Origin of the sequence: Anabaena sp. UHCC 0399 (genome assembly GCF_034931465.1) — a bacterium.
Lineage (GTDB): Bacteria > Cyanobacteriota > Cyanobacteriia > Cyanobacteriales > Nostocaceae > Trichormus > Trichormus minutissimus.
Map to the genome: position 1 here is coordinate 14754 of NZ_JAYGGZ010000067.1, position 21525 is coordinate 36278.

The 21525-nt window shown below is 43.1% G+C and carries 23 protein-coding genes and 1 tRNA gene; 8 read left to right on the forward strand and 16 right to left on the reverse strand.

Going from position 1 to position 21525, the window contains the following annotated elements; translation table 11 throughout:
• The first annotated feature begins 34 nt into the window (after positions 1-34).
• Complete coding sequence (locus VB693_RS25965) at positions 35-2635, forward strand: polynucleotide kinase-phosphatase (protein ID WP_323268765.1); 2601 nt, start codon at positions 35-37, stop codon at positions 2633-2635.
• Here the strand turns inward: VB693_RS25965 and VB693_RS25970 are convergent.
• On the reverse strand, positions 2603-2755 hold the full coding sequence (locus VB693_RS25970) for a hypothetical protein (RefSeq protein ID WP_323268766.1): 153 nt from the start codon (positions 2753-2755) through the stop codon (positions 2603-2605). The two genes, VB693_RS25965 and VB693_RS25970, sit on opposite strands and share 33 nt — an antisense overlap.
• A gap of 300 nt (positions 2756-3055) precedes the next feature.
• On the opposite strand from VB693_RS25970, the gene VB693_RS25975 reads away from it, so the two are divergent.
• Complete coding sequence (locus VB693_RS25975) at positions 3056-3721, forward strand: DUF305 domain-containing protein (protein ID WP_190698017.1); 666 nt, start codon at positions 3056-3058, stop codon at positions 3719-3721.
• 90 nt (positions 3722-3811) lie between these two features.
• Here the strand turns inward: VB693_RS25975 and VB693_RS25980 are convergent, their stop codons facing one another.
• Positions 3812-3997: a PEP-CTERM sorting domain-containing protein gene (locus VB693_RS25980; protein WP_323268767.1), complete on the reverse strand. Its 186-nt coding sequence runs from the start codon at positions 3995-3997 to the stop codon at positions 3812-3814.
• A gap of 169 nt (positions 3998-4166) precedes the next feature.
• Here VB693_RS25980 and VB693_RS25985 point away from each other — a divergent pair, with 169 nt between their 5' ends.
• Positions 4167-5045 carry a shikimate dehydrogenase gene (locus VB693_RS25985; protein WP_323268768.1) on the forward strand — a complete coding sequence of 293 codons (879 nt, stop codon included), beginning with the start codon at positions 4167-4169 and terminating at the stop codon, positions 5043-5045.
• A 32-nt stretch (positions 5046-5077) separates the two neighbouring features.
• Here the strand turns inward: VB693_RS25985 and VB693_RS25990 are convergent, their stop codons facing one another.
• Together VB693_RS25990 and VB693_RS25995 are read right to left on the reverse strand one after the other, a co-directional pair.
• Positions 5078-6058 carry an alpha/beta hydrolase gene (locus tag VB693_RS25990; RefSeq protein WP_323268787.1) on the reverse strand — a complete coding sequence of 327 codons (981 nt, stop codon included), beginning with the start codon at positions 6056-6058 and terminating at the stop codon, positions 5078-5080.
• Positions 6059-6096: 38 nt separating this feature from the next.
• Positions 6097-6999 carry a rhodanese-related sulfurtransferase gene (locus VB693_RS25995; RefSeq protein WP_323268769.1) on the reverse strand — a complete coding sequence of 301 codons (903 nt, stop codon included), beginning with the start codon at positions 6997-6999 and terminating at the stop codon, positions 6097-6099.
• A 72-nt stretch (positions 7000-7071) separates the two neighbouring features.
• Between VB693_RS25995 and VB693_RS26000 the strand changes: the two genes are divergently transcribed.
• Positions 7072-7144 (forward strand) — tRNA-Ala (locus tag VB693_RS26000).
• Between the two features lie 93 nt (positions 7145-7237).
• On the opposite strand, the gene VB693_RS26005 is transcribed toward VB693_RS26000, so the two are convergent.
• Both VB693_RS26005 and VB693_RS26010 read right to left on the reverse strand, forming a co-directional pair.
• Positions 7238-7879, reverse strand: coding sequence for a class I SAM-dependent methyltransferase (locus tag VB693_RS26005; RefSeq protein WP_323268770.1), 642 nt, complete (start codon positions 7877-7879; stop codon positions 7238-7240).
• A gap of 56 nt (positions 7880-7935) precedes the next feature.
• Positions 7936-8145, reverse strand: coding sequence for a type II toxin-antitoxin system HicB family antitoxin (locus VB693_RS26010; protein ID WP_323268771.1), 210 nt, complete (start codon positions 8143-8145; stop codon positions 7936-7938).
• 191 nt (positions 8146-8336) lie between these two features.
• Here VB693_RS26010 and VB693_RS26015 point away from each other — a divergent pair, with 191 nt between their 5' ends.
• Positions 8337-8954 carry a Uma2 family endonuclease gene (locus tag VB693_RS26015; RefSeq protein WP_323268772.1) on the forward strand — a complete coding sequence of 206 codons (618 nt, stop codon included), beginning with the start codon at positions 8337-8339 and terminating at the stop codon, positions 8952-8954.
• A gap of 48 nt (positions 8955-9002) precedes the next feature.
• Positions 9003-10415, forward strand: coding sequence for a 1-acyl-sn-glycerol-3-phosphate acyltransferase (locus VB693_RS26020; RefSeq protein ID WP_323268773.1), 1413 nt, complete (start codon positions 9003-9005; stop codon positions 10413-10415).
• Between the two features lie 189 nt (positions 10416-10604).
• Here VB693_RS26020 and VB693_RS26025 read toward each other — a convergent pair whose 3' ends face one another.
• From VB693_RS26025 to VB693_RS26040, 4 genes are all read right to left on the reverse strand, one after another.
• Entirely contained in the window at positions 10605-11525 is a 921-nt protein-coding gene (locus VB693_RS26025; protein ID WP_323268774.1) for an FTR1 family iron permease, read from the reverse strand.
• Between the two features lie 170 nt (positions 11526-11695).
• Positions 11696-13894, reverse strand: a complete 2199-nt coding sequence (locus tag VB693_RS26030; RefSeq protein ID WP_323268775.1) for a xanthine dehydrogenase family protein molybdopterin-binding subunit — start codon at positions 13892-13894, stop codon at positions 11696-11698.
• A 153-nt stretch (positions 13895-14047) separates the two neighbouring features.
• Positions 14048-15016: a xanthine dehydrogenase family protein subunit M gene (locus tag VB693_RS26035; protein ID WP_323268776.1), complete on the reverse strand. Its 969-nt coding sequence runs from the start codon at positions 15014-15016 to the stop codon at positions 14048-14050.
• Positions 15003-15551 carry a (2Fe-2S)-binding protein gene (locus VB693_RS26040; protein ID WP_323268777.1) on the reverse strand — a complete coding sequence of 183 codons (549 nt, stop codon included), beginning with the start codon at positions 15549-15551 and terminating at the stop codon, positions 15003-15005. The genes VB693_RS26035 and VB693_RS26040 overlap by 14 nt, the downstream gene beginning before the upstream one ends.
• Positions 15552-15635: 84 nt before the next feature.
• On the opposite strand from VB693_RS26040, the gene VB693_RS26045 reads away from it, so the two are divergent.
• Complete coding sequence (locus tag VB693_RS26045; protein WP_323268778.1) at positions 15636-16823, forward strand: FAD-dependent oxidoreductase; 1188 nt, start codon at positions 15636-15638, stop codon at positions 16821-16823.
• Between the two features lie 162 nt (positions 16824-16985).
• Here VB693_RS26045 and VB693_RS26050 read toward each other — a convergent pair whose 3' ends face one another.
• The 5 genes from VB693_RS26050 to VB693_RS26070 form a co-directional block, all read right to left on the reverse strand.
• Positions 16986-17420 carry a type II toxin-antitoxin system VapC family toxin gene (locus VB693_RS26050; protein WP_323268779.1) on the reverse strand — a complete coding sequence of 145 codons (435 nt, stop codon included), beginning with the start codon at positions 17418-17420 and terminating at the stop codon, positions 16986-16988.
• Positions 17404-17658, reverse strand: a complete 255-nt coding sequence (locus tag VB693_RS26055) for a CopG family transcriptional regulator (RefSeq protein ID WP_323268780.1) — start codon at positions 17656-17658, stop codon at positions 17404-17406. The genes VB693_RS26050 and VB693_RS26055 overlap by 17 nt, the downstream gene beginning before the upstream one ends.
• Positions 17659-17741: 83 nt before the next feature.
• Entirely contained in the window at positions 17742-18350 is a 609-nt protein-coding gene (leuD, locus tag VB693_RS26060; RefSeq protein WP_323268781.1) for a 3-isopropylmalate dehydratase small subunit, read from the reverse strand.
• Between the two features lie 93 nt (positions 18351-18443).
• Positions 18444-19847 carry a 3-isopropylmalate dehydratase large subunit gene (gene leuC, locus VB693_RS26065; protein ID WP_323268782.1) on the reverse strand — a complete coding sequence of 468 codons (1404 nt, stop codon included), beginning with the start codon at positions 19845-19847 and terminating at the stop codon, positions 18444-18446.
• A gap of 238 nt (positions 19848-20085) precedes the next feature.
• Entirely contained in the window at positions 20086-20577 is a 492-nt protein-coding gene (locus VB693_RS26070) for a DUF1499 domain-containing protein (RefSeq protein WP_323268783.1), read from the reverse strand.
• Positions 20578-20663: 86 nt separating this feature from the next.
• Between VB693_RS26070 and VB693_RS26075 the strand changes: the two genes are divergently transcribed.
• A complete protein-coding gene (locus VB693_RS26075) occupies positions 20664-20807 on the forward strand; it encodes a hypothetical protein (RefSeq protein WP_323268784.1) in 144 nt (47 codons plus the stop codon).
• Between the two features lie 364 nt (positions 20808-21171).
• Here the strand turns inward: VB693_RS26075 and VB693_RS26080 are convergent.
• On the reverse strand, positions 21172-21525 hold a 354-nt coding region (locus tag VB693_RS26080; RefSeq protein WP_416233429.1), incomplete at its 5' end, for a four-helix bundle copper-binding protein.

Here is a 21525-nt window from a genome sequence, read left to right on the forward strand (position 1 = left end):
TTACCTACCAACTCAACAACGCCCAATCACATAAATGAACATCACCATCCCCGAATTATCCTTAGTTGTCCTCATTGGTGCTTCCGGTGCAGGTAAATCAACCTTCGCCCGTAACCACTTTCAACCCTTTGAAGTCTTATCCTCAGATTTTTGTCGGGGGTTAGTTTCTAACGATGAAAATAGCCAACCTGCTTCCGGGGATGCTTTTGATGTTCTGCACTACATTACAGCCAAGCGACTCGCAGCAGGTAAACTAACGGTGATAGATGCTACCAACGTACAGCCAGAAGACCGTAAAAACTTGCTGCAAATGGCAAAACAGTATCATTGCTTTGCAGTTGCCATAGTTTTTGACTTACCAGAAGAATTATGTCATGAAAGAAATCAGCAAAGGAGCAATCGCCAATTCGGCTATCATGTCGTGCGTCGTCATACCCAAATGTTACGGCGTTCCCTGCACGGTTTAGAAAAGGAAGGTTTCCGCTACGTCTACACCCTCAAGTCTGTTGAGGAAATCACATCTGTAGAAATTGAACGTCAACCCCTCTGGAACAACAAAAAACACGAACATGGCCCCTTTGATATCATCGGTGACATTCATGGTTGTTGTGATGAACTAGAGGCGTTACTGCAAGAGTTAGGGTACGTGAGAGAAGAGGGGAATCAGGAAGAAGTTTCTATGTTGTCTCCCTCATCTCTCTGGAACTCTCCTACCTACTACCACCCTGAAGGGCGTAAAGTTGTTTTCTTAGGTGATTTAGTAGATAGAGGCCCCCGTATCCTCGATACCGTCAAACTAGCACGCAACATGGTCGCCGCCGGCACAGCTTTTTGTGTTTGTGGTAATCATGAACACAAGTTTTTGCGGAAATTGCGGGGTAAGAATGTCCGGGTAACTCATGGGTTACAGCAAAGCATTGATGAAATGGAAGCCTTACCGGATGCAGTGCGTGAACCTTACAGCCAAGAACTCGCAGAATTTTTAGACTCCCTCATTAGTCATTACGTGCTAGATGATGGACGCTTAGTAGTGGCTCACGCAGGGTTGAAAGCGGAAATGCAAGGACGTGGTTCTGGTGCGGTGCGAGAGTTTGCTATGTATGGTGAAACTACAGGTGAGATTGATGAGTTTGGTTTACCTGTACGTTACAACTGGGCGGGAGATTATCGAGGTGAGGCGTTGGTTGTCTACGGACATACCCCTGTACCGGAAGCGGAATGGTTGAATAATACTATCGATATTGATACAGGTTGTGTGTATGGTGGTAAACTTACAGCCCTGCGTTATCCCGAAAAAGAACTGGTGAGCGTATCGGCGGCTCGTGTTTACCGCGAACCGGTTAAACCCTTGGGAGATAACAACATTACCCGTACAGCCCAACAGGAACTAGACGATGTCCTCAATATTGAGGATGTTTTGGGTAAGCGCATTATCAACACCAAACTCCAGCCAAATATTACCATTCGAGCAGAAAATGCGATCGCCGCTTTAGAAATTATGAGTCGGTTTGCAGCTAACCCCAAATGGCTGATTTACCTACCTCCTACCATGTCCCCTGTCGAGACATCGTCTACATCGGGATATTTGGAACACCCAACCCAAGCCTTCGCCTACTACCAAAACCAAGGAATTACAGAAGTTGTCTGTGAAGAAAAACACATGGGTTCACGGGCGGTTGTCGTGATTTGCCGCGATGTCGCCGCCGCCGAAACTAGATTTGGTGTAGTAGATGAAGGTATCGGTATTTGCTACACCCGCACAGGGAGACGCTTTTTTGATGACCCAGAATTAGAAAACCAAGTCTTACCGCGGGTGAATGCGGCTCTGACTCAAAGCAACTTTTGGGAAGAATTTAATACAGACTGGGTATGTTTAGACTGTGAACTAATGCCTTGGTCAGCCAAGGCTCAAGCTTTGCTAAGAGGGCAATATGCACCCGTGGGAGTTTCATCAAACTTAGCTTTAAATGATGCTGTAACTTTATTAAAACAGGCAAGCGTGCGGGGTGTTGATGTCGCGACTCAACTGACTCACTACCAACAACGCGCCCAAATGGCGAGTCAATACGTCACCGCTTACCGTCGCTACTGCTGGAAAGTCAACGATATTGCCGACTTGAAACTTGCGCCCTTCCACATTCTAGCCACAGAGGGAACAGTCCACACCGACAAAAATCATCTTTGGCACATGGAACAAGTAGCCAAAATTGCTCACTCAGACCCCGCACTACTCCTAGCAACTACGTACAAAGTTATCGATTTAACTGACCCCAGCAGCCAAGCTGAGGGCGTGCATTGGTGGTCAGAAATGACTCAATCCGGTGGTGAGGGTATGGTAGTTAAACCTATGCAATTCATCATCAAAGGTAGTCGAGGTATCATACAACCTGCGGTGAAATGTCGTGGACAGGAATATCTGAGAATTATCTACGGCCCTGAATATTCAGCCCTAGAGAATTTGCAACGTCTGCGTCAAAGGGGTTTATCCCTCAAGCGTTCCCTCGCCATGCGTGAATTTGCCTTGGGTGTAGAAGCCTTAGAGCGATTTGTTACCCATACACCCTTACGCCGTGTACATGAATGCGTCTTTGGTATTCTCGCCTTAGAGAGCGAACCAATTGACCCACGACTGTAAAATGTCAATCACAATTGCCAATGTATCGCCTAACATCGCCAATGTATCGCCTGACATTGCCAATGTATCGACTAACATCGCCAATGTATCGACTAACATCGCCAATGTATCGACTAACATCGCCAATGTATCGCCTAACTATCTTGTGTGTACACTGTAACCCAGTAGTTCATCAAGTTTGAATTGATGGATAAGCTTTTTTTGTAGTAAGGACTTTAGTCCTTAGAAAAATCAGGACTAAAGTCCTTACTACAAACCATCAAAACTAACTTGACACAGCACTAGGGTGTGTTTCGCATTAGCTTTTCCAAATAACGTGAAAAGACAGGTAGAAAGACACACAAAAAAATTCATCCTGATTTCACTTTTATTTGCCAGACTAAATAGTTGAACTGCTAACTTATGTTGTAGATAAAACTGATGCGATTCCCCTCTTGGAAAACAAGTTTTTTAGCTTTTAGCTTTGTAGTGCTAACAGCGTGTTCTTCAAACTCTCAAGCCCAAAATAAAAACTCCAATCCTATTGCTGATACTAGCCATAACCAGCACATGAATCATGGTGGCATGAATCACAACATGGCAATGGATTTAGGGCCAGCCGATGCTGACTATGATTTGCGATTCATTGATTCAATGATTCCCCACCATCAAGGGGCGTTAGATATGGCTAAGGAATTGCAACAAAAATCCACTCGCCCTGAACTCAAACAGCTAGCTCAAGCTATTATCAAAGCTCAGAACCAAGAAATTAACCAGATGAAGCAGTGGCGAACAGCCTGGTATCCCAAAGCAGGAGATAAACCAATGGCTTATGATGCCAAAATGGGTCACATGATGGAAATGTCATCTGACCAAATCAAAGCCATGATGATGAGCATGGACTTAGGCGCGGCTGATGCAGAATTTGACCTCCGCTTTATCAATGCGATGATTCCCCATCATGAAGGGGCTGTAGTCATGGCTCAAGATGCGTTGAAAAAGTCTCAGCGTCCTGAAATCAAAAATTTAGCTCAAGCCATTATCAAAGAGCAAAATACAGAGATTAATCAAATGAAGAATTGGCGTAAAACTTGGTATAAAAAGTAGACTTCATTTGGTAACTTTGCTCAAGGCTTCTCAGTTCCCGATTTAGATCGTGTCTTCTGCAAAGAGAACATAGGCATCTCCTTGCGAATCTTAACATTGTTTCCCAAAACGCGATCGCATAACTAAGCCGCAACTCAATCCCGTAAATACACCCAAAATAGTTAATGGTTCGGGAACTGGTTGAAGTTTACCATTACTCACGACTAATTTTGATTGCCCACCAGCATCTTCTACATCGGCGATACCAATACCAACTGTGTAATTACCAGCACTCAAAAAGGTATACTCTTAGTCTCGACTCAAATTATTTATATCCAAAAGAGTAATTGCACCATTAATAGTCACAAAAGCGTTGTCAGCGTCAAAAGTGCCGAGTTCTTTATCAAATGCGAGTGTAAGATCCCAGTTACAGCAGTTTGCGATCAAATAAACCACGACAATAACTATGATTACAGGAAAAACTAAGTTACTAGGTGTGATGGGGTATCCGGTGGGACATTCGCTGTCACCAGTGATGCATAATGCAGCAATTGCTGATTTGGGGTTGGATTATGTGTATCTTCCGTTACCTATCGAACCACAAAATTTAGAAGTGGCGATCGCAGGTTTGGCAGCTGTGGATGTTGTCGGTTTTAGTGTGACAATTCCCCATAAACAAGCAATTATGCCGCTACTCTCAGAAATCACACCCCTGGCTCAAGCTATAGGTGCAGTGAATACCGTGAGCCGGAGAAACAACCAATGGGTGGGTACAAACACGGATATAGTAGGATTTATTCATCCTTTGCAAACTACCTATAAACAGGATTGGAGTCAGAAAATCGCTGTCATTTTAGGGAATGGTGGCGCGGCTAGGGCGGTTGTTGCAGGTTGTCACCAACTAGGTTTTGCAGAAATCCATGTGGTGGGGCGGAATTTAGAGAAATTAAAAGATTTTCAGCAGAGTTGGGAATATTCACCCATTGCGGACACTTTACAAGTTCATACTTGGGATAAATTAACACAACTCATTCCCCAAGCTGATTTACTGGTAAATACAACCCCTATTGGTATGTATCCCAACGTGGATGATTCGCCTGTAAGTGTAGATGAAATGACGAATCTACAATTGGGTGCAATCGCCTATGATTTAATCTATATCCCCCAGCCGACAAAATTTCTTCAATACGCACAACAACAAGGAGCGATAGCCATTGACGGCTTAGAAATGCTAGTCCAGCAAGGTGTTGCAGCCTTAAAAATCTGGTTACAGCAAGACAATATACCTGTAGATGTCATGCGCCAAGCTTTGAGACAACATTTAGGCTTAGAAAATAGGTGTTAAAGAACAGGAAATTGTTTGTAGTGATTCTTTAATTACGAATTACTAGAATCAATCTTTTCTAAAATAATCTTAATAGCATTTACGATTAACTCAGGTTGATCAATCCAAACAAAATGGCCACTTTTATGAGCATCAAGTTGTACACAATTTCTAGATAAACTAATTATTTGCCTGTGCATTTGCTCTCGTAAATGATTAGCTGCTTTTATAGGTAAAAGCATAGTCCAAAGGGACGTTTGAAAAAAAGTATTGGCTTTAATACTAACTATAGGTAAGGCTTCAAACTGACTAGTTAACTGAAGTTGGCGACTGCTATTATCCAGGTTTAAGAGTTCGCGACTCATGGTAATCCAGTGTTTAGGGCGACAGAAAGAACGCTTAATTGGGTTGAGTGCAGCTTGAGGAAATTTAATTAAGTCTGGCTTTATAATCTCAAAAGTACCAATCACTTTAAGTAATCTGATAATGCCAAGCATTGATCCTAAAATTGACATGAAGAAGCCAGAAACAAAAAATAGTTTCAAAGCTTGTAAATAGATGGACATTTTCAGCATTCCTGTTTCATGGAGTCCATCAGTAAGTACCATTCCGATTACTTTTTCGGGAAAATAATGGGCATATAACCGGACGTTATAACTACCAAAGGAATTACCTACAAGAATATAAGGTGGCTCAATTCCTGCTTGTGTGAGGAGAGTATCTAATTCTGTAACAATTTGCTGACTGGTGCGTGGATGAGGACTATGATCACTCCAACCATATCCAGCACGATCATATATACAAACTCGTGATAGCTGGGCTATTTCTTGCACAAGTAAATAACCTTCCATTCCGCCTAAACTGTGTTCTAAGACCACAGTGGGGCTAGACTTTCCCGCCGTGTAAAAGTGTAAGCGATATCCACCCACATCAATTAGTTGTCCTGGTGGTGGTTGTCGATTTTCGATTAAACTTGCGATCGCCTGATAAAAAGTTGTAGCTAATAGTACGATAATTTCGATAGGGGATGGCATTCTATATGGTTGGCGTAAAATTCTAGAATAGCCGTCAATTAGCCAAACCGTTGCTTTTGTAGTTGGTACTGTCGCCATTTTTCTTGCTGACGCACTCTTTTCTCTGGGGTGAGATGATCAAAACAGTAGGGACAGGACATACCTAACTCATATTTGGGTGAGGCTTTATCTTCTTCAGCTAGGGGATGTCCACAACAGAAGCACAATTGATGATTCCCCGTTTCTAACCCATGACCTACGGCTATGCGTTCATCAAAAACAAAACATTCTCCTTCCCATAGACTTTGTTCTGGGGGGATTTCTGCTAAATATTTGAGAATGCCGCCTTTGAGGTGATAAACTTCCGTAAAACCTTGGGAAAGCATAAAAGCAGAGGCTTTTTCGCAGCGAATTCCCCCAGTACAGAACATGGCTACTTTTTTGTGTTGATGAGGGTCAAGGTTTTGACTGACATATTCGGGAAACTCGCCGAAGGAATCGGTTTGCGGATTTTGCGCCCTTTTAAAAGTACCGATATGCACCTCGTAATCGTTGCGGGTATCAATCACGGTGACATCTGGGTCGGCAATTAAATCATTCCATTCCTGGGGGGTGACGTAAATACCTACCTGTTGATTCGGGTCAACTTCCGGTACACCCAAAGTCACAATTTCTTTTTTCAAACGCACCTTCATTCTTTCAAAAGGTGGGTTTTCAGCCGTAGATTCCTTGTGTTCTAAGTCTGTGAAGCGAGGATAAGAACGCAGATGGCTAAGAACCGAGTCTATTGCTGGACGCGAACCTGCGATCGTACCGTTGATTCCTTCTTTGGCTAAAAGAATCGTTCCCTTAATGCCTTGTGCTAAACAGTAAGACAATAAGGGTGCTTGCATCTCGCTAAAATCCGGTAAACTCACGAATTTATAAAACGCGGCAACAATTTGGGTATTTTCTTGGTTCATCCCTTTGGTAAAATTACAACTTTCTGGTATATTTATCTAAGTGAAATAAAATTACTCACATTTTTATTTTACGGGGGTTTAGCTCAGTTGGTAGAGCGCCTGCTTTGCAAGCAGGATGTCAGCGGTTCGAGTCCGCTAACCTCCATACTATTCATTCAGTTAAGTTTGTAGTAAGGACTTTAGTCCTTAAATAGAAAAGCACTAAAGTGCTGACTACAAACCTATCAAAATTAATGTACTACTTAGAACGCTGAAATACTACTGACAGATTATTGGCTGGCATTTGGTAAGTTGCTTGTAAATTGAGATTTTCTTTACTAGCTACTGCTACCACATCTTCTAAGTTGCGTACACCCCATTCTGGATTTTGAGCGCGTAAAGATTCATCAAAAGCCTCGTTACTGGGTGCGGTATGTTCTCCGCCTTGTTTATAGGGGCCATATAAATAGAGAATACCGCCTGGGGGTAAAATGCGACCAGCACCCGCCATCAGTCCCAAACAGGCTGACCAAGGGGAAATGTGAATCATATTAATATTTACAATAGCAACTATGGGGGAGTAATTACTGTCTTGGTCTTTTTCTACTGGCCAAATTGGTTGTGCAGCATCCAGTTCTAGAGGGGGATAGAGATTATCGCTGGGGAAATGTTCTGCCCAAGTTGCGATACTAGCCCGTAATTCGGGATTAGGATCAGAAGGTAGCCATTGACGGGGAGTGAGGCGGGGGGCAAAAAATATGGAGTGTTCGCCAGTACCGCTTGCTATTTCCAAGATAGTGCCAGTGGTGGGTAAGACTTGCAAAAGCAGTTCTAGAATGGGTTCACGATTGCGCTGTGTAGCTGGGGCGTATTTTCGTGCGTCTTCTTTTGGTATATTCATTTGACTGTGTAGCCTGCCTTGGATATTCATCTCATAATTAAGCTAACAGCGATCGCCTATCCTATATTAATTTTGTCTTGACCAACAAATTCAGTTGTGAAAGTTGGATTTTTATCCTCTAGTAACATCTCGATTACTTCACGCAGATTCATCTGTAACTCGTCTAAAGTTTCAGCTTGAGAATGCGCTCCAGGAAACCCAGGAACGTAGCCCATATATAAACCAGTGTCCATGTCTTTCTCAACAACCGCAGTAAAGGTTTTCATAATGGCTTATAACTTATCGATGCTTTAAGCGTTGCTCACCCACTCCAGGGAAGATTTGCCTGTAATTCGAGGCTACCATGCTCCTGCTGATTCCGGTGTAGTCGCTCTGGGATATTCATCTGATAATTAGACTAACAGCGATCGCCTATCCTATATTAATTCCATATTAATTTTGTCTTGAGGGTTAAGCTATGACTCAAGCCTTACGCCAGTTAGTGACATTTGATGAGTTCGTTGCTTGGTATCCAGACAACCCACAGCGACGTTATGAGTTGCATGATGGAGTAATTATTGAAATGCCGCAACCCACAGGCGACCATGAAGAAGAGATTGGATTCTTGGTTGAAGAAATAGTTACGGAATATAGGCGTTTACAACTACCTTACTTCATTCCCAAAACTACATTAATTAAACCATTAGACAACGAATCGGCATATTCGCCAGATGTGGTGATATTGAATCGCCCCAACTTAGTTAACGAACCTCTGTGGAAAAAAACATCAACAGTTAGCCAAGCCGCATCAGTTCCGTTAGTTATTGAAGTGGTGAGTAGCAACTGGCGAGATGATTATGTCAAAAAGGCTAGTGATTATGAAGTGATAGGAATTCCAGAATATTGGATTGTTGACTATTTAGGATTGGGTGCGAGGCGATTTATTGGCAACCCCAAACAACCCACGATCTCAATTTACACTTTAGTAGAAGGCGAGTATCAAGTCAATCAATTTAGAGATCAGGACTTTCTCATCTCACCGACGTTCCCAGAACTAAAATTAACCGCCGCACAAATTTTTCAAGTTGGTCAATAGTTCTCCCTTGTCTTCCCAGTCAACAGTCAACACTTCCCGGAGATTCCTTTGCCTAAATTTATTACATCTGTCCAACCGCCGCTAACATTTATCCCTCACCGATTTAATCCGCTTATCCTGCGCATTTTTCACGGGTTGTTACCAATTATCTTACGGTTTCGGACTCGTCCTTGGCTACCGGCGGGAATTGTCCGGGTGGACGTGAAAAATGCTGAAGTTTTGGCAGAACTCTATGCACAATTCCAAACTGGTAAAATTCGTCTGTTGATGGCATTTCGTCACCCAGAGGTAGAAGATCCCCTGTGTGTGCTGTATATGTTGTCGCGTCTTGTACCACAAGCAGCACGTCAGCAAGGAATCAAGCTACAATACCCAATTCACAGCCATTTTCTCTATGACCGAGGGATGACTATCTGGGCTGGGGAGTGGTTGGGGTGGTTGTTTTCGCGGTTGGGTGGTGTGGCGGTGCGTCGTGGACGGCGATTGGATAAGCAGGCGATTCAAACGGCACGGAATTTATTTGCAAATGGGAAATTACCGATCGCCATTGCCCCGGAAGGTGGTAACAATGGTCATAGTGGTATTGTCAGCAACTTAGAACCCGGTGTGGCGCAAATGGGGTTTTGGTGCGTGGAAGATTTGCACAAGGCTCACCGTACTGAAACTGTGATAATTGTGCCGATTTCGATTCAATATCACTATATTCAGCCACCTTGGTTAAAACTAGATCAGTTATTAAGTAAGTTAGAGGCTGATAGTGGTTTACCAGACAAGTCTATTGGTGATGAGGTAAATCAGCCGGAAATTTACCGTCAGCGTATTTGTCGGTTGGGTGAATATCTGATTACGGAGATGGAAGAGTTTTATCGCCGCTTTTATCATCAAGATATCCCGAAAGCGAGTGTATCTGAAGCCTCGAATACACCCAATGAGGTGTTAATAGATAGACTACATTACTTATTAGAGAAAGCTTTACAAGTTTCCGAGCAATATTTTGGTCTGCAACCTCAAGGTAATTTTATTGACCGTTGTCGCCGTTTGGAAGAAGCTAGTTGGAATCTGATTTATCGGGACGATTTGCTAGATATAAATACTTTACCACCTTTCAAACGGGGACTCGCTGACTGGGTAGCCCAAGAAGCAGACTTAAGGGTACAGCATATGCGCCTGGTAGAAACTTTTGTGGCGGTTCAAGCTAATTATCTGCAAGAACAGCCAACTGCTGACAGATTGGCAGAGACAGCTTTACTGATGTTTGATATGTTATCTCGAATCCAATCATCTACATTACCAGGGCGATCGCGTTTAGGTTTGCGACAAGCAACACTAAAAGTAGGTGAACCCATTTGTGTAACTCAACGCTGGGAAAAAGTGCAGCATGACCGTCAAGCAGCTAAACGTGCTGTTAATGATTTGACGCAGGATTTGCAGTTGGCGTTAGAACATTTGATTCAGGACTAATGTATGAGGTGACAGGGGACAGGGGACAGGTGACAGGTGACAGTGATAACTGTTGATTTCCTCATGTCTAGTAGACTATTGCTTTCATTAGAATGCAACTCTCTGTGTCTTTGTGTTTAAAAAAGTGTTTTTCACCACAGAGGCACAGAGACACAAAGAAGAGAATATTGAGCTTTTATTAATAAAAAATCAAGGATTTGCGACAGTTTTTAGTTGTGTAGGTTTGTGAAGACTACGGAAGTATAGACTACCTACTGTTAGCCAAAACAGCAGATAGGCGATCGCCTGCACGAGATACAGTTTTTGGGTGTAGCCAAATAAGGTTTTGAGCAAAATTCCTGGAAACTGTCTATCAGGTAAGATTTCTGATAAATCCCACATGAGGGGGCCGAGAAGACAAGAGGTGTTTTCTAGTCCACAAGTATTAGATATTGAGGGATTGATGTGGTTAAAGGCGATCGCAGCTGCATCTAGATGACGGAAAGCAGAAATCACTAATCCAGAGACAATCAACAGCAGCAATACCCCCATTGCTTGGAAAAATTGCCTTAAATTAATACGGATGCTCCATTTAAAAAGCAGCATACCAATGACAGCTGCCATAATTAGTCCAGCGATCGCACCCAGTAGAGGTGTCCAGCCTTGTTGAAATTTAGCGATGATAAACACAGCTGTCTCTAAGCCTTCTCGAAAGACAGCGATAAAAATGAGGCTAAAAATTGCCCAAGCTGCTTTCTTATCTTGACCTAATGCACTCTTGACAGAACCTGCGATTTCTGCTTTGAGAAACCTTGCTTGTTTAGTCATCCAGATTAGCATCCAACTAAGCATAGCGATCGCAATTACACCCAGTCCCATCTCAAATAATTGTTTGAAGACAGGTGCATATATATTCTCAGATGTCTGTAATCCTTGGATACCTAAATTTAGTAATAAACCAACTACAAAACTAGCTATAACGGCGGTAAAAATTCCTAAATATACCCAACGATACAGTTTTTGTTGTTCAGCTTGTTGTAAACAGGCGAAGACAATACCGACAACTAAAGCAGCTTCTACACCTTCTCTGAGGGTGATAAAGAAAGTTGGTAATGCAGCACTCCAATCCATATTCCTAAATGCTTTCTGTAGGGGATAATTCTACGGTTTTAATAGCCGCAGATTCTTTATCTTTAACAGATTTTTCCTGGTGTGAGCCATGCTTTGATTTTTTGGACTTATGTCCGTGTGGTTTTTCGGGGTTGATTAGATAAACCCCTAAACCCCTGTTTCGTGCAAGTTCACAATAGTTTGTCTGGTGTGATAGGCAGGTCGCGGATGCGTTTACCTGTGGCGTGATAAACTGCATTAGCGATCGCAGCAGCTACGCCAACAATTGGTAATTCACCCAAGCTTTTAGTTCCCAGTACGTTGACATGAGGGTCGTGTTCTTCAATAAATTGCACTTCCATGCTGGGAATATCTGCATGAACGGGAATTAAGTAATCGGAAAGGTTTGCACCAATTATTTTACCGCTATTCATATCCATAACGGTTTTTTCCATCAATGCCATCCCAATTCCCCAAGTAATACCGCCAATTACCTGACTGCGTGCTGTCTTAGTGTTGAGAATGCGTCCTGCACTGTACACACCTATGCACCTTCTCACTTTAACTTCGCCTAACAACTCATCAACGGCTACTTCTACAAATACCGCACCAAAGGAATGTTGAGAATATTGTTTACTTTCTGGGTTGGGTGAGGTAGCTTCAGTCACTACTAAACTTTCTAACCCATGACGCTGCAAAATCTCCGTGTAGCTATCTCGCCTAGATGGTTCTGATTTTAGAAAGATTTGTCCTAACTCAACGCTGATATCTGTTATTTGACACCCATAAAGTTGTGAGTTTGAGTCTGCTATTGCCATTTGTATCAGCTTTTCCCGTGCAGCAGTAGCGGCTTGATGCACAGCCGGGGATACACTAGCCACGGTGATGGAGTTACCTGTAACGGGTGCGGTGGGAAGATTGCTATCACCTAAGCTAAACTGCACTGGCTGACTAGATAAGCCTAACGCCTCAGCCGCGACTTGAGTCATGACTGTGTAAGTACCTGTCCCAATGTCTTGAGTTCCCGTTTGGACGCTGACTTCCCCAGTAGCAAAAATTTCTACTTTGACAGTTGCAGACATGGAATGGGTGGGAAATGTTGCACTCGCCATTCCCCAACCTATCAGGAAGTTACCATCCTGTATAGAACGGGGTGTAGGGTGACGTTGTGACCAGCCGAAAAGTTCTGCCCCTTTTTGGTAGCATTGTTTGAGTGATTTACTTGACCAAGGTAAGCCTGTTTGGGGGTTGATATCTGCATGATTTTGCAATCTAATTTCGATGGGGTCAATATTTAAGGCATAGGCTAGTTCATCTATTGCTGATTCTAAGGCAAACATCCCCGGTGCTTCGCCTGGCGCACGCATAAAGGTGGGTGTACCTGCATTTATCCGCGCTAGACGGTATTTTACTTCCAAATTGGGGCAGGCGTAAATCATGGTGGTGGCTGCGCCTACAGGTTCTACAAAGTCATCAAAGATGGAAGTTAAGGATGTCCCGATGTGTTTGATGAGGGTTAGCTGTCCTTGTTTGGTTGCGCCTAGGGTGAGTTCTTGGTGAGTTTGGGATCTATAACCACAAGCAGTATACATTTGCGATCGCGTCAGCACAACTTTCACTGGACGCTGGACTTGACGAGATGCGATCGCGGCTAGGATAGTATGGGAACGTAGCAAGGCTTTACAACCAAATCCCCCGCCTAAATATTTGGAGATGACGCGGACATTTTCTAGCGGTAGTTTTAGCACCCCTGCAAGGCGTTTCTGTGTACCGGAAATACCTTGCGTAGTTTCATATATTGTTAAATTATCACCTTCCCAAATGGCGATCGTAGCAGAAGTTTCTAGGGGATTATGATGTTCCATTGGGGTGCTGTACACCTGTTCAATGAAAATTTCTGCCTGGGTTTTACCTAATTCAATATCGCCTCTGGTGATTTTTCCAGGCATAATGCCAAAAAAGATAGATTCTGGCTCAAATACTTCTGGTAGTGCTTGCGCCATTGTTACTGTCGGCGTTGCTACTTCGTAGGTGATTTTTACCAGAGATGCACCGTATTCAGCCTGTTCTAAGGTTTCGGCAATTACAATACCCAAGGGTTGCCCATAATGGTAAATATTATCATCTTTCTTTGGTGGGGTTGGGGTGGGAATGAAGGGGATATTTATTAAGTTAGGGGTTTGATCATAGGTGATAATATCTATTACACCAGGGACGGCTAAGGTTTGGGTTGTATCTATGGTGAGAACTTTACCTTTAGCGATTGCACTTTGAAATATTACTCCATAGGTTAATTTTTCTATAGGAATATCGGCTGTATATTGCGCTTCTCCTGTCACCTTTAATCTGCCATCGACGCGATTGAGGGGTTGACCGATAATGTTATTCATAATCTTTTCGCTGGGTATTAGGGATTAATTTGGCTCACGCTCCAGACGCAGAGACGCAGAGAAGAGGAGTTAGAGAACTTGAATTTTCAGCTTGTTTATTTCTCTGATTCTTCCCTCTGCGCCTCCGCGCCTCTGCGTGATAAATCTTACTGATTATTCACCAAGTGCGCGGATTAAAACACGTTTTACTAACTCGATTTTGAATTCGTTATGTTGCTGTGATTTTGCTTTTTTAACTGCTAATTCTGCCGCAGTTGTTAATGTATCTTGATTTAGTAGTTTATCTTGTAAAAATTCCTCAACTTCCCACGCACGCCAAGGTTTAGTTCCTACTCCACCAAAGGCAATTTTGGCAGTTTTAATTGTGTCTTGCTCTCTCTCTAAAGCAATAGCTACAGATGTTAAAGCAAATTCATAAGCTGCTCTATCTCGGATTTTTAAATAATGTGATTTTGTACTAAAACTACCATTTGGTATTTCCACAGCTACAATTAATTCTCTAGACTGTAATAGTGTTTCTTGATGTGGTGTGTCTCCTGGTAAGAGATAAAAGTCATGAATAGAGATACGGCGTTCTTGTTCTGCATCTTGAATACAAATTACTGCATCTAATGCCGTTAAAGCTACTGCTAAATCTGAGGAATGGACAGCAATACAATGTTCACTAGTGCCGAAAATAGCGTGCATCCGGTTGTAACCGTTAATTGCAGAACAACCTATACCTGGGGTACGTTTGTTACAGGGGAAAGTTGGATCACGAAAATAAGGACAGCGTACTTTTTGTAATAAATTACCGCCAACTGTCGCCATGTTTCTAAGTTGGGGTGATGCACTTTGATTTATGGCTTGGGTAATGACTGGATAGTGTTCCTGAATATAAGGATTAAAGGCAACATCAGTTAGCCGACAAACTGCACCAATGCGAACTACTGTGGCGGAGATTTCAATATTAGCTAAAGGTAAACTGTTAATATCAATTAATATATTAGCTGACTGCACCCTATCTTTCATTAAGCCTAATAAATCTGTACCACCTGCGATAAATGCCGCAGTTTGGTCTTGTTTTAATGTCGATATCGCCTGTTCTTTAGTTGTTACTTTGGCATAACTAAATGGCTGCATCTTCTATTCCCTCTAGTACCTCTTGAATAGCCGCAATAATATTGGGATAAGCACCGCATCGACAAAGATTACCACTCATATTTTCGCGAATTTCTGCCTTTAATTGGGGGATTTCTTCAGAAATCATTCCTACGGCAGATACTATTTGACCGGATGTACAGTAACCACATTGAAAGGCATCATGGTTAATAAACGCTGTTTGCATAGGGTGGAGTTCACCATCTTTTGCTAATCCCTCTATGGTAGTAATTTCGCTGTCTGTGTGCATGATTGCTAAAGTCATACAAGAGTTAATTCTTCGCCCATTTACCAATACAGTACAAGCACCACACTCGCCGCGATCGCACACTTTTTTAGTCCCTATCAAACCCAGCTTCTCTCGCAGCGCGTCAAGTAATGTTATACAAGGTTCTAGGTTTACTAGGTAAGACTGATTATTCACAGATAAAACCATTTCTACTTCTTCTGAGGGAAATATTTTTATGTCTTCATTAGGAAAATTATGACTTGTTAGAGATATAATTTTTTTGTCCATATGTAATTGAATATTTTCTCTTTTGTAGATGAATTTTAGCAATATTTTCAGCTAAAGTTCTCAACATAGTATCTCATAAAAAATATGATAGACTCAAAATTATTAGTACAAAAAGTTGCAATTATTGGTGCTGGCCCTGGTGGTTTAGCTGCGGCGATCGCGCTCTCAAATCTGGGTTTAGATGTGCAAGTATACGAAAAAGCCCAGGATTTCCGTCCGGCTGGGACAGGTTTAGGATTAGTCTCCAATGGCTTGAATTGTTTAGAAGCGATCGCACCGGGAATTATCAGCACCCTCACCAAGTCCGGCTGTCCGGTTCACCAGACGGTTCTCAAAAGTATGGCGGGGGAAACCATTAGAACACACTCCAGCACATTATTAGAAAAATATGGACATCCATTATTAACTGTTTGGTGGTGGCGATTGCAGCAAACCTTAGCATCAAGATTACCATCAGAAATTATTCATCTCAATCATCGCTGTATTGGCTTTGAACAAGATGAAAGTGGCGTAGCCATCTACTTTGAGAATGGCAAAACAGCATATGCAGATTTGCTCATTGGTGCTGATGGAGTAAACTCCACCGTTAGAGAAAGCTTATTTGGTGAGGGTAAGCCGAATTATCTAGGAAGTATGTGTTGGCGTTCCGTCCTCGAATATCGCCATGAGTTATCTAATTCTTATCAACTAGTATTTGTCAAAGGTAATCAGCAATTTATGTATATTCTCGATGTGGGAGAAGGTTACACCAGTTGGATTAGTCGTAAATTTATCCCAGATTGTCAGCTTTCCCAGAGTCCAGAAGCAGCCAAAACTCGGATTCTCCATGAATTAACAGGCTGGGATGATTCCTTTCGCGCCTTAGTAGAAGCCACACCAGCCGAACAAATTTGGGAAGGGCCAATCTGCGATCGCCCCCCGTTAACTCACTGGAGTAAAGGTAGAGTTACACTATTAGGCGATGCAGCACATCCAATGGCCCCAGCTATGGGTCAGGGAGCAAATAGCACCTTTGAGGATGTCTGCGAATTGCAAACCTGCTTATCCCAAGGCGCAAGTTTAACAGAGGCTTTAGCCAACTATGAACAAAGCCGTATCCAGCGTACAAGTCTTATCCAAGCCCGTAGCGCGATCGGTGAGATGCGCTATTACGATATTGATACCACTAAACAAACATCAGAGCGATTCTCTGAAGGAGACGCTGCGCCGCAGTTAAATAATGATGAATTTCAAGATTGGCTCTATAACTACAAACCACCTGCAATATTATGAAGTCCAATCAAAAAATTACTACGCCAGAAGAAAATGAACAAGCTAATCAAAATGGTTGCTGCAAGATTACTGACAGAATTGAACTACGTTGTAGAAAATGACAACAACGTAAATTCCTTATCTAGTAAACGTTGTAGACGTTGTAACCATAAGCACAGATCCTCAAGACGGTACTTGCACCCGTTGAGCTAAATCTGCCCACAGTCGGGTAAAGTGGCTTGGATTCAGAGTAAGTAATATATCAACCTCGGCTTTGAGAGCAGCTTGGGCAATTAGTGCATCAAAAATTCCACCTCCTGGGAGATTAAGTGTAACCATAGAAGCGATCGCTTGTTGGTAATCATCAGCAGTGAGGGGAATTGCTGTAAAAAAATGCAGGTTCTCATTGATTAAGCGTTGGGCGATCGCTGGAGAGATTGGCGGTCTTACAGGTAGGCGAGTCAGAACGGAATAAAGTTCAGCAAAGGTGTGCGTTGAGAAACATCCGTCAATTTTCTTTTCTTGTGCCTGTTGCAACCACGGTAGACAAACATGATGCCGAGGATGACTAACTTCAAACGCTGCTACTAATACAGATGTGTCAAACAGGACTTTCATAATCTGCAATTAGGTCACTGAGTCTTTCTTGCCGCATTTGGTCAACAGAGGTTTCCAGATTCCCAATTGGGGTAGATTGAATAACTAAGGCCGTTCCAACTCGATATAAATGGGGTTCAGTAGTTAGTAAATTTTCGATTGCGGCTTGCACAAAAGCTTCAGCCGTCATACCTTTCGCGGCGGCTTGAGCTATCAAACGAGCTTCTATTTCTGGAGTTAATTCAAGGGTAATTGCCATAGAATCATCCAATTGCGTTCATTATCTCAATTATAAAAGCTTTGTTGGGTTTTGCTGTCGCGCGACCCAACCGACTATTTCGCTTAACTCGCAGCCAACCTACCCCAACCCACGTAAGGTAACTTAGCAGATGTTGCCCGAATTTGCTCAGAATTTGCCACTAACTGACCGCAAGCATCCCAAGCACCGGAAACAAAGGTGCTTCTAGTGCCTTCATCAAGGGTAACTGGGGCGGTAAAGTCACCAACTTGCACCTGCAACGTTTCTAAATTTACCGTGACACTAGCTAGGGGATTAGCTGCTACTAATTCTTGTAATTGTTTAACCGTCACCTCGTCAACTGTCAAACAAGGTATACCAATCGCTACACAATTACCAAAGAAAATTTCCGCAAAGCTTTCACCGATGAGGGCTTGAATACCCCATTTGGATATAGCTTGGGGTGCGTGTTCTCGTGATGAACCACAGCCAAAATTGCGGTTAACAATTAAGATATTCGCGCCTTGATATTGGGGTTGATCAAATGGATGCTCACCATTTAGAGCAGTGCGATCGTCAATAAATGCTCCTTCACGCAATCCATCAAAGGTGACGGCTTTCAAAAATCTCGCGGGAATGATGCGGTCTGTATCGATATCATTACCCACTAAAGGTATACCACGTCCAGAAACTTGTTTAACTTCACTTACCATAATAAATTCAAAATTCAAAATTCAAAATTTGCTAGGAATTGGTGACTGGAGGCTAGAGGGGAAATTTCTCTCTTGCCTCCTTCCTGCCTCCTTCTACAGCAACTCGCGCACGTCGGCTACTTCTCCTTTAATTGCCGCAGTTACTACCATTGCAGGACTCATTAGGAGTGTCCGACCAGAGGCTGAACCTTGGCGGCCTTTAAAGTTGCGGTTGGAGGAGGAAGCACTAATTTGTCTGCCTTCTAGTTTGTCGGGGTTCATCGCCAAACACATGGAACAACCGGGTTCGCGCCACTCAAAGCCGGCTTCTTGGAAGACTTTATCTAATCCTTCCGCTTCGGCGGCTAGCTTGACTCTTTCCGAACCAGGGACGACAAAGGCTTTAATTCCCGCCGCTACATGGCGACCTTTGGCGATTTTGGCTGCTTCTCTCAGGTCGCTAATCCTGCCATTTGTACAGCTACCAATGAAGCAAACGTCAATTTTAGTTCCCTTAATTGGTTGACCAGGATATAAATCCATGTAGCGATATGCTTCTTCTGCAACGAAGCGGTCTTCTTCTGCTAATTCTTCCGGCTTGGGTATCAACTGGTTTACGCCAATACCTTGTCCGGGGGTAATTCCCCAAGTCACTGTGGGGGGAATATCCGCCGCGTTGAAGACTATCACATCATCATATTCGGCATCAGCATCACTCTTGATGGATTCCCACCAAGCTACTGCTTGATCCCACTCAGCACCTTTCGGGGCAAAGTCTCTACCTTGGAGGTAATCATAGGTGATTTGATCAGGATTAACGTAACCGCATCTTGCACCGCCTTCAATGGCCATGTTGCAGACTGTCATCCTCTCTTCCATATTCATCTGCTCAAAGGTAGTACCTGCGTATTCGTAGGCGTAACCTACACCACCTTTTACTCCCAGGATGCGGATGATATGTAAAATCACATCTTTAGCGTAGACACCAGGGTTAAGAGTGCCGTTAACTTCTATTTTGCGGACTTTGAGTTTAGATAATGATAGGGTTTGGGAGGCGAGAACGTCGCGGACTTGACTTGTACCGATACCAAAGGCGATCGCACCAAAAGCCCCATGACTGGAAGTATGGCTGTCTCCACAGGCGATGGTCATTCCTGGCTGGGTGAGTCCTAATTCGGGGGCGATGACGTGGACTATACCTTGGTTGCCAGAACCAATATTATGGAAGGTGATAGCATTTTCTTGACAGTTTGTTTCTAGCGACTGGATCATTTCTTCCGCCATGCGATCGCTAAAGGGACGGGCCTGATTCTCTGTAGGTACAATGTGATCTACAGTGGCTACAGTCCGCTCTGGAAACAAAACTTTTAGTCCTCTCTCCCGTAACATAGCAAAGGCCTGGGGACTGGTAACTTCATGAATTAGGTGTAGCCCAATAAATAGCTGTGTCAGCCCTGAAGGAAGTGTACCAACCGTATGTAAGTCCCAAACTTTATCGAACAGTGTTCCTTTGCTCATAAGTCAATGGTTAGGTTACAAGAGTCAGAGTTTTTATAGTATCAAAAAAAGTCGAGCTTTTTTCTGGTGGAGTCACATCGCTGAGTTGTTATCTTTGGGCTTATTTTACGCCGTGCTGTACTAATGAGGTGAAGATAGTGGCTTCTTTGATTCCTAACTCTGTTGTTAGCAATCAAAGAAGCCATTACTAAAAATTTTGATGATTCTAATTGCGATCGCCAAATTTTGGACTTTACCCTCAAATATTTAAATCTTTCAGGGCTAAACGAATTTGTTCTAAACGCCTACGGTTAACTCCCAGATCCGATTCTCCTACACGGGATGCCGATCGCATATGAATGACTGACTCATTGGGAGGTAAATAAAACTCTACATCATCCACAAATTTGAAGATGCGGCTTTTGGAAATCGCATAGATATAATTTTCTTTTTCTTCTAAAACCTCTGTCCGGGGAACAACTGTGAGAACTTTGAGTAAGGTTTCTCGTGCTTTGTTGCGATCTACATGATAGGCGATCGGGTCAATGGAGTGTTTGGCATCAGCATCCTGACTCACAACACAGTTATCTGAAACTGGACAAGCACTCAGATGTCCTAACTTAACACCCAAGCCAGAAGAGTCAGCCCAAGAGGCAGCAGGCAGTATTAAACTACAAGTTAAAGTTAAAAATATTACACAAGTAATACTCCACAGTAGTTGCTTTGTCCAAGCTTGTGAGAGACGGAACATGATAAATTTACTCCTCAAAGTTTCAATAGCACTCAATTATTTTCCGTTATCTTGCCTTTTTTTCATGAAATTAAACTTGCGCGACGATGCTCCGCCCCGCCGTAGGCGTTGGCGCAGCCTCTGTCTGCGACACGCTACGCGAACGGAGAGATGGCGTTCCGCCCACCGTAGGCGATCGCACCCAAGCTGCACTTTTTGCTAGTTCCTTCCTTACGAGTCGTGATGCGTAAAGCCCCCGCGCTTTAGCCCTACCGTGTATACACAAGTCCACCCTGAGCGAGTTTCCAGCCTAAAAAGATACGTCGGTGGAAAAAGGCTATAAAACAACGGGATTCTGTGGTGGCGTTCGTCTTTGACGTTGCCGCAGGCATCGCTAATAGCAAGGAGTTCTACATAGAGCGATATGCTAGATTTGCTACTCCTGTTGCTGCCTAGCACTGCTTTTTGGTAGTCAAAATAATTTTATCTTTCCCTAAGTTTCCGCCGCTCAAAATCTTGTTGAGTGGCGAAAAACTAATAGATACTGGGGAAATTATGAATTTAGGTATAACTATAGGTCTGCTATAAATTGGAACACTTAATCCTGGGGAGAAATTAGCTACACAGTAGTGTATCTTCTACCACCAAACGTGATCTGCGGAAATAAGAAGCAGAATTGAGTCCCATCGCGTTGCAATGTTGAGCGCACTTGCGGCAAATAGCAGCACAAAACATCATTGTGGCATCGCTGCTCATTTGTTCACAAGCCGTTGCAGTGCGATCGCAAATTTGGGCGCACAAGCTACAGGTGTTACCCATAAACTCAGAGCCGTCATTGATCATGTTGACGCACATCATGCACATTTCTGCACAGTCCCGCAACATGGACATCATAGTCATATCTATATATCTACCACCCTGATCCTTGCTGTATTTGAGGGTATCAATGCAAGTGGTTTGGGATTTGAT

Excerpts from the sequence above, each read along its gene's own strand:
- VB693_RS26070 (WP_323268783.1), bottom strand. The coding sequence starts at position 20,577 with ATGTTCCGTCTCTCACAAGCTTGGACAAAGCAACTACTGTGGAGTATT.
- leuD (WP_323268781.1), bottom strand. The coding sequence starts at position 18,350 with ATGGTAAGTGAAGTTAAACAAGTTTCTGGACGTGGTATACCTTTAGTG.
- VB693_RS26030 (WP_323268775.1), bottom strand. The coding sequence starts at position 13,894 with ATGAATAACATTATCGGTCAACCCCTCAATCGCGTCGATGGCAGATTA.
- VB693_RS25990 (WP_323268787.1), bottom strand. The coding sequence starts at position 6,058 with ATGCCATCCCCTATCGAAATTATCGTACTATTAGCTACAACTTTTTAT.
- VB693_RS26035 (WP_323268776.1), bottom strand. The coding sequence starts at position 15,016 with ATGCAGCCATTTAGTTATGCCAAAGTAACAACTAAAGAACAGGCGATA.
- VB693_RS26005 (WP_323268770.1), bottom strand. The coding sequence starts at position 7,879 with ATGAATATACCAAAAGAAGACGCACGAAAATACGCCCCAGCTACACAG.
- VB693_RS26010 (WP_323268771.1), bottom strand. The coding sequence starts at position 8,145 with ATGAAAACCTTTACTGCGGTTGTTGAGAAAGACATGGACACTGGTTTA.
- VB693_RS26015 (WP_323268772.1), top strand. The coding sequence starts at position 8,337 with ATGACTCAAGCCTTACGCCAGTTAGTGACATTTGATGAGTTCGTTGCT.
- VB693_RS26025 (WP_323268774.1), bottom strand. The coding sequence starts at position 11,525 with ATGGATTGGAGTGCTGCATTACCAACTTTCTTTATCACCCTCAGAGAA.
- leuC (WP_323268782.1), bottom strand. The coding sequence starts at position 19,847 with ATGAGCAAAGGAACACTGTTCGATAAAGTTTGGGACTTACATACGGTT.
- VB693_RS26045 (WP_323268778.1), top strand. The coding sequence starts at position 15,636 with ATGATAGACTCAAAATTATTAGTACAAAAAGTTGCAATTATTGGTGCT.
- VB693_RS25965 (WP_323268765.1), top strand. The coding sequence starts at position 35 with ATGAACATCACCATCCCCGAATTATCCTTAGTTGTCCTCATTGGTGCT.
- VB693_RS26055 (WP_323268780.1), bottom strand. The coding sequence starts at position 17,658 with ATGGCAATTACCCTTGAATTAACTCCAGAAATAGAAGCTCGTTTGATA.
- VB693_RS26050 (WP_323268779.1), bottom strand. The coding sequence starts at position 17,420 with ATGAAAGTCCTGTTTGACACATCTGTATTAGTAGCAGCGTTTGAAGTT.
- VB693_RS25985 (WP_323268768.1), top strand. The coding sequence starts at position 4,167 with ATGATTACAGGAAAAACTAAGTTACTAGGTGTGATGGGGTATCCGGTG.
- VB693_RS25970 (WP_323268766.1), bottom strand. The coding sequence starts at position 2,755 with ATGTTAGTCGATACATTGGCGATGTTAGTCGATACATTGGCGATGTTA.
- VB693_RS25975 (WP_190698017.1), top strand. The coding sequence starts at position 3,056 with ATGCGATTCCCCTCTTGGAAAACAAGTTTTTTAGCTTTTAGCTTTGTA.
- VB693_RS25995 (WP_323268769.1), bottom strand. The coding sequence starts at position 6,999 with ATGAACCAAGAAAATACCCAAATTGTTGCCGCGTTTTATAAATTCGTG.
- VB693_RS26075 (WP_323268784.1), top strand. The coding sequence starts at position 20,664 with ATGCTCCGCCCCGCCGTAGGCGTTGGCGCAGCCTCTGTCTGCGACACG.
- VB693_RS26040 (WP_323268777.1), bottom strand. The coding sequence starts at position 15,551 with ATGGACAAAAAAATTATATCTCTAACAAGTCATAATTTTCCTAATGAA.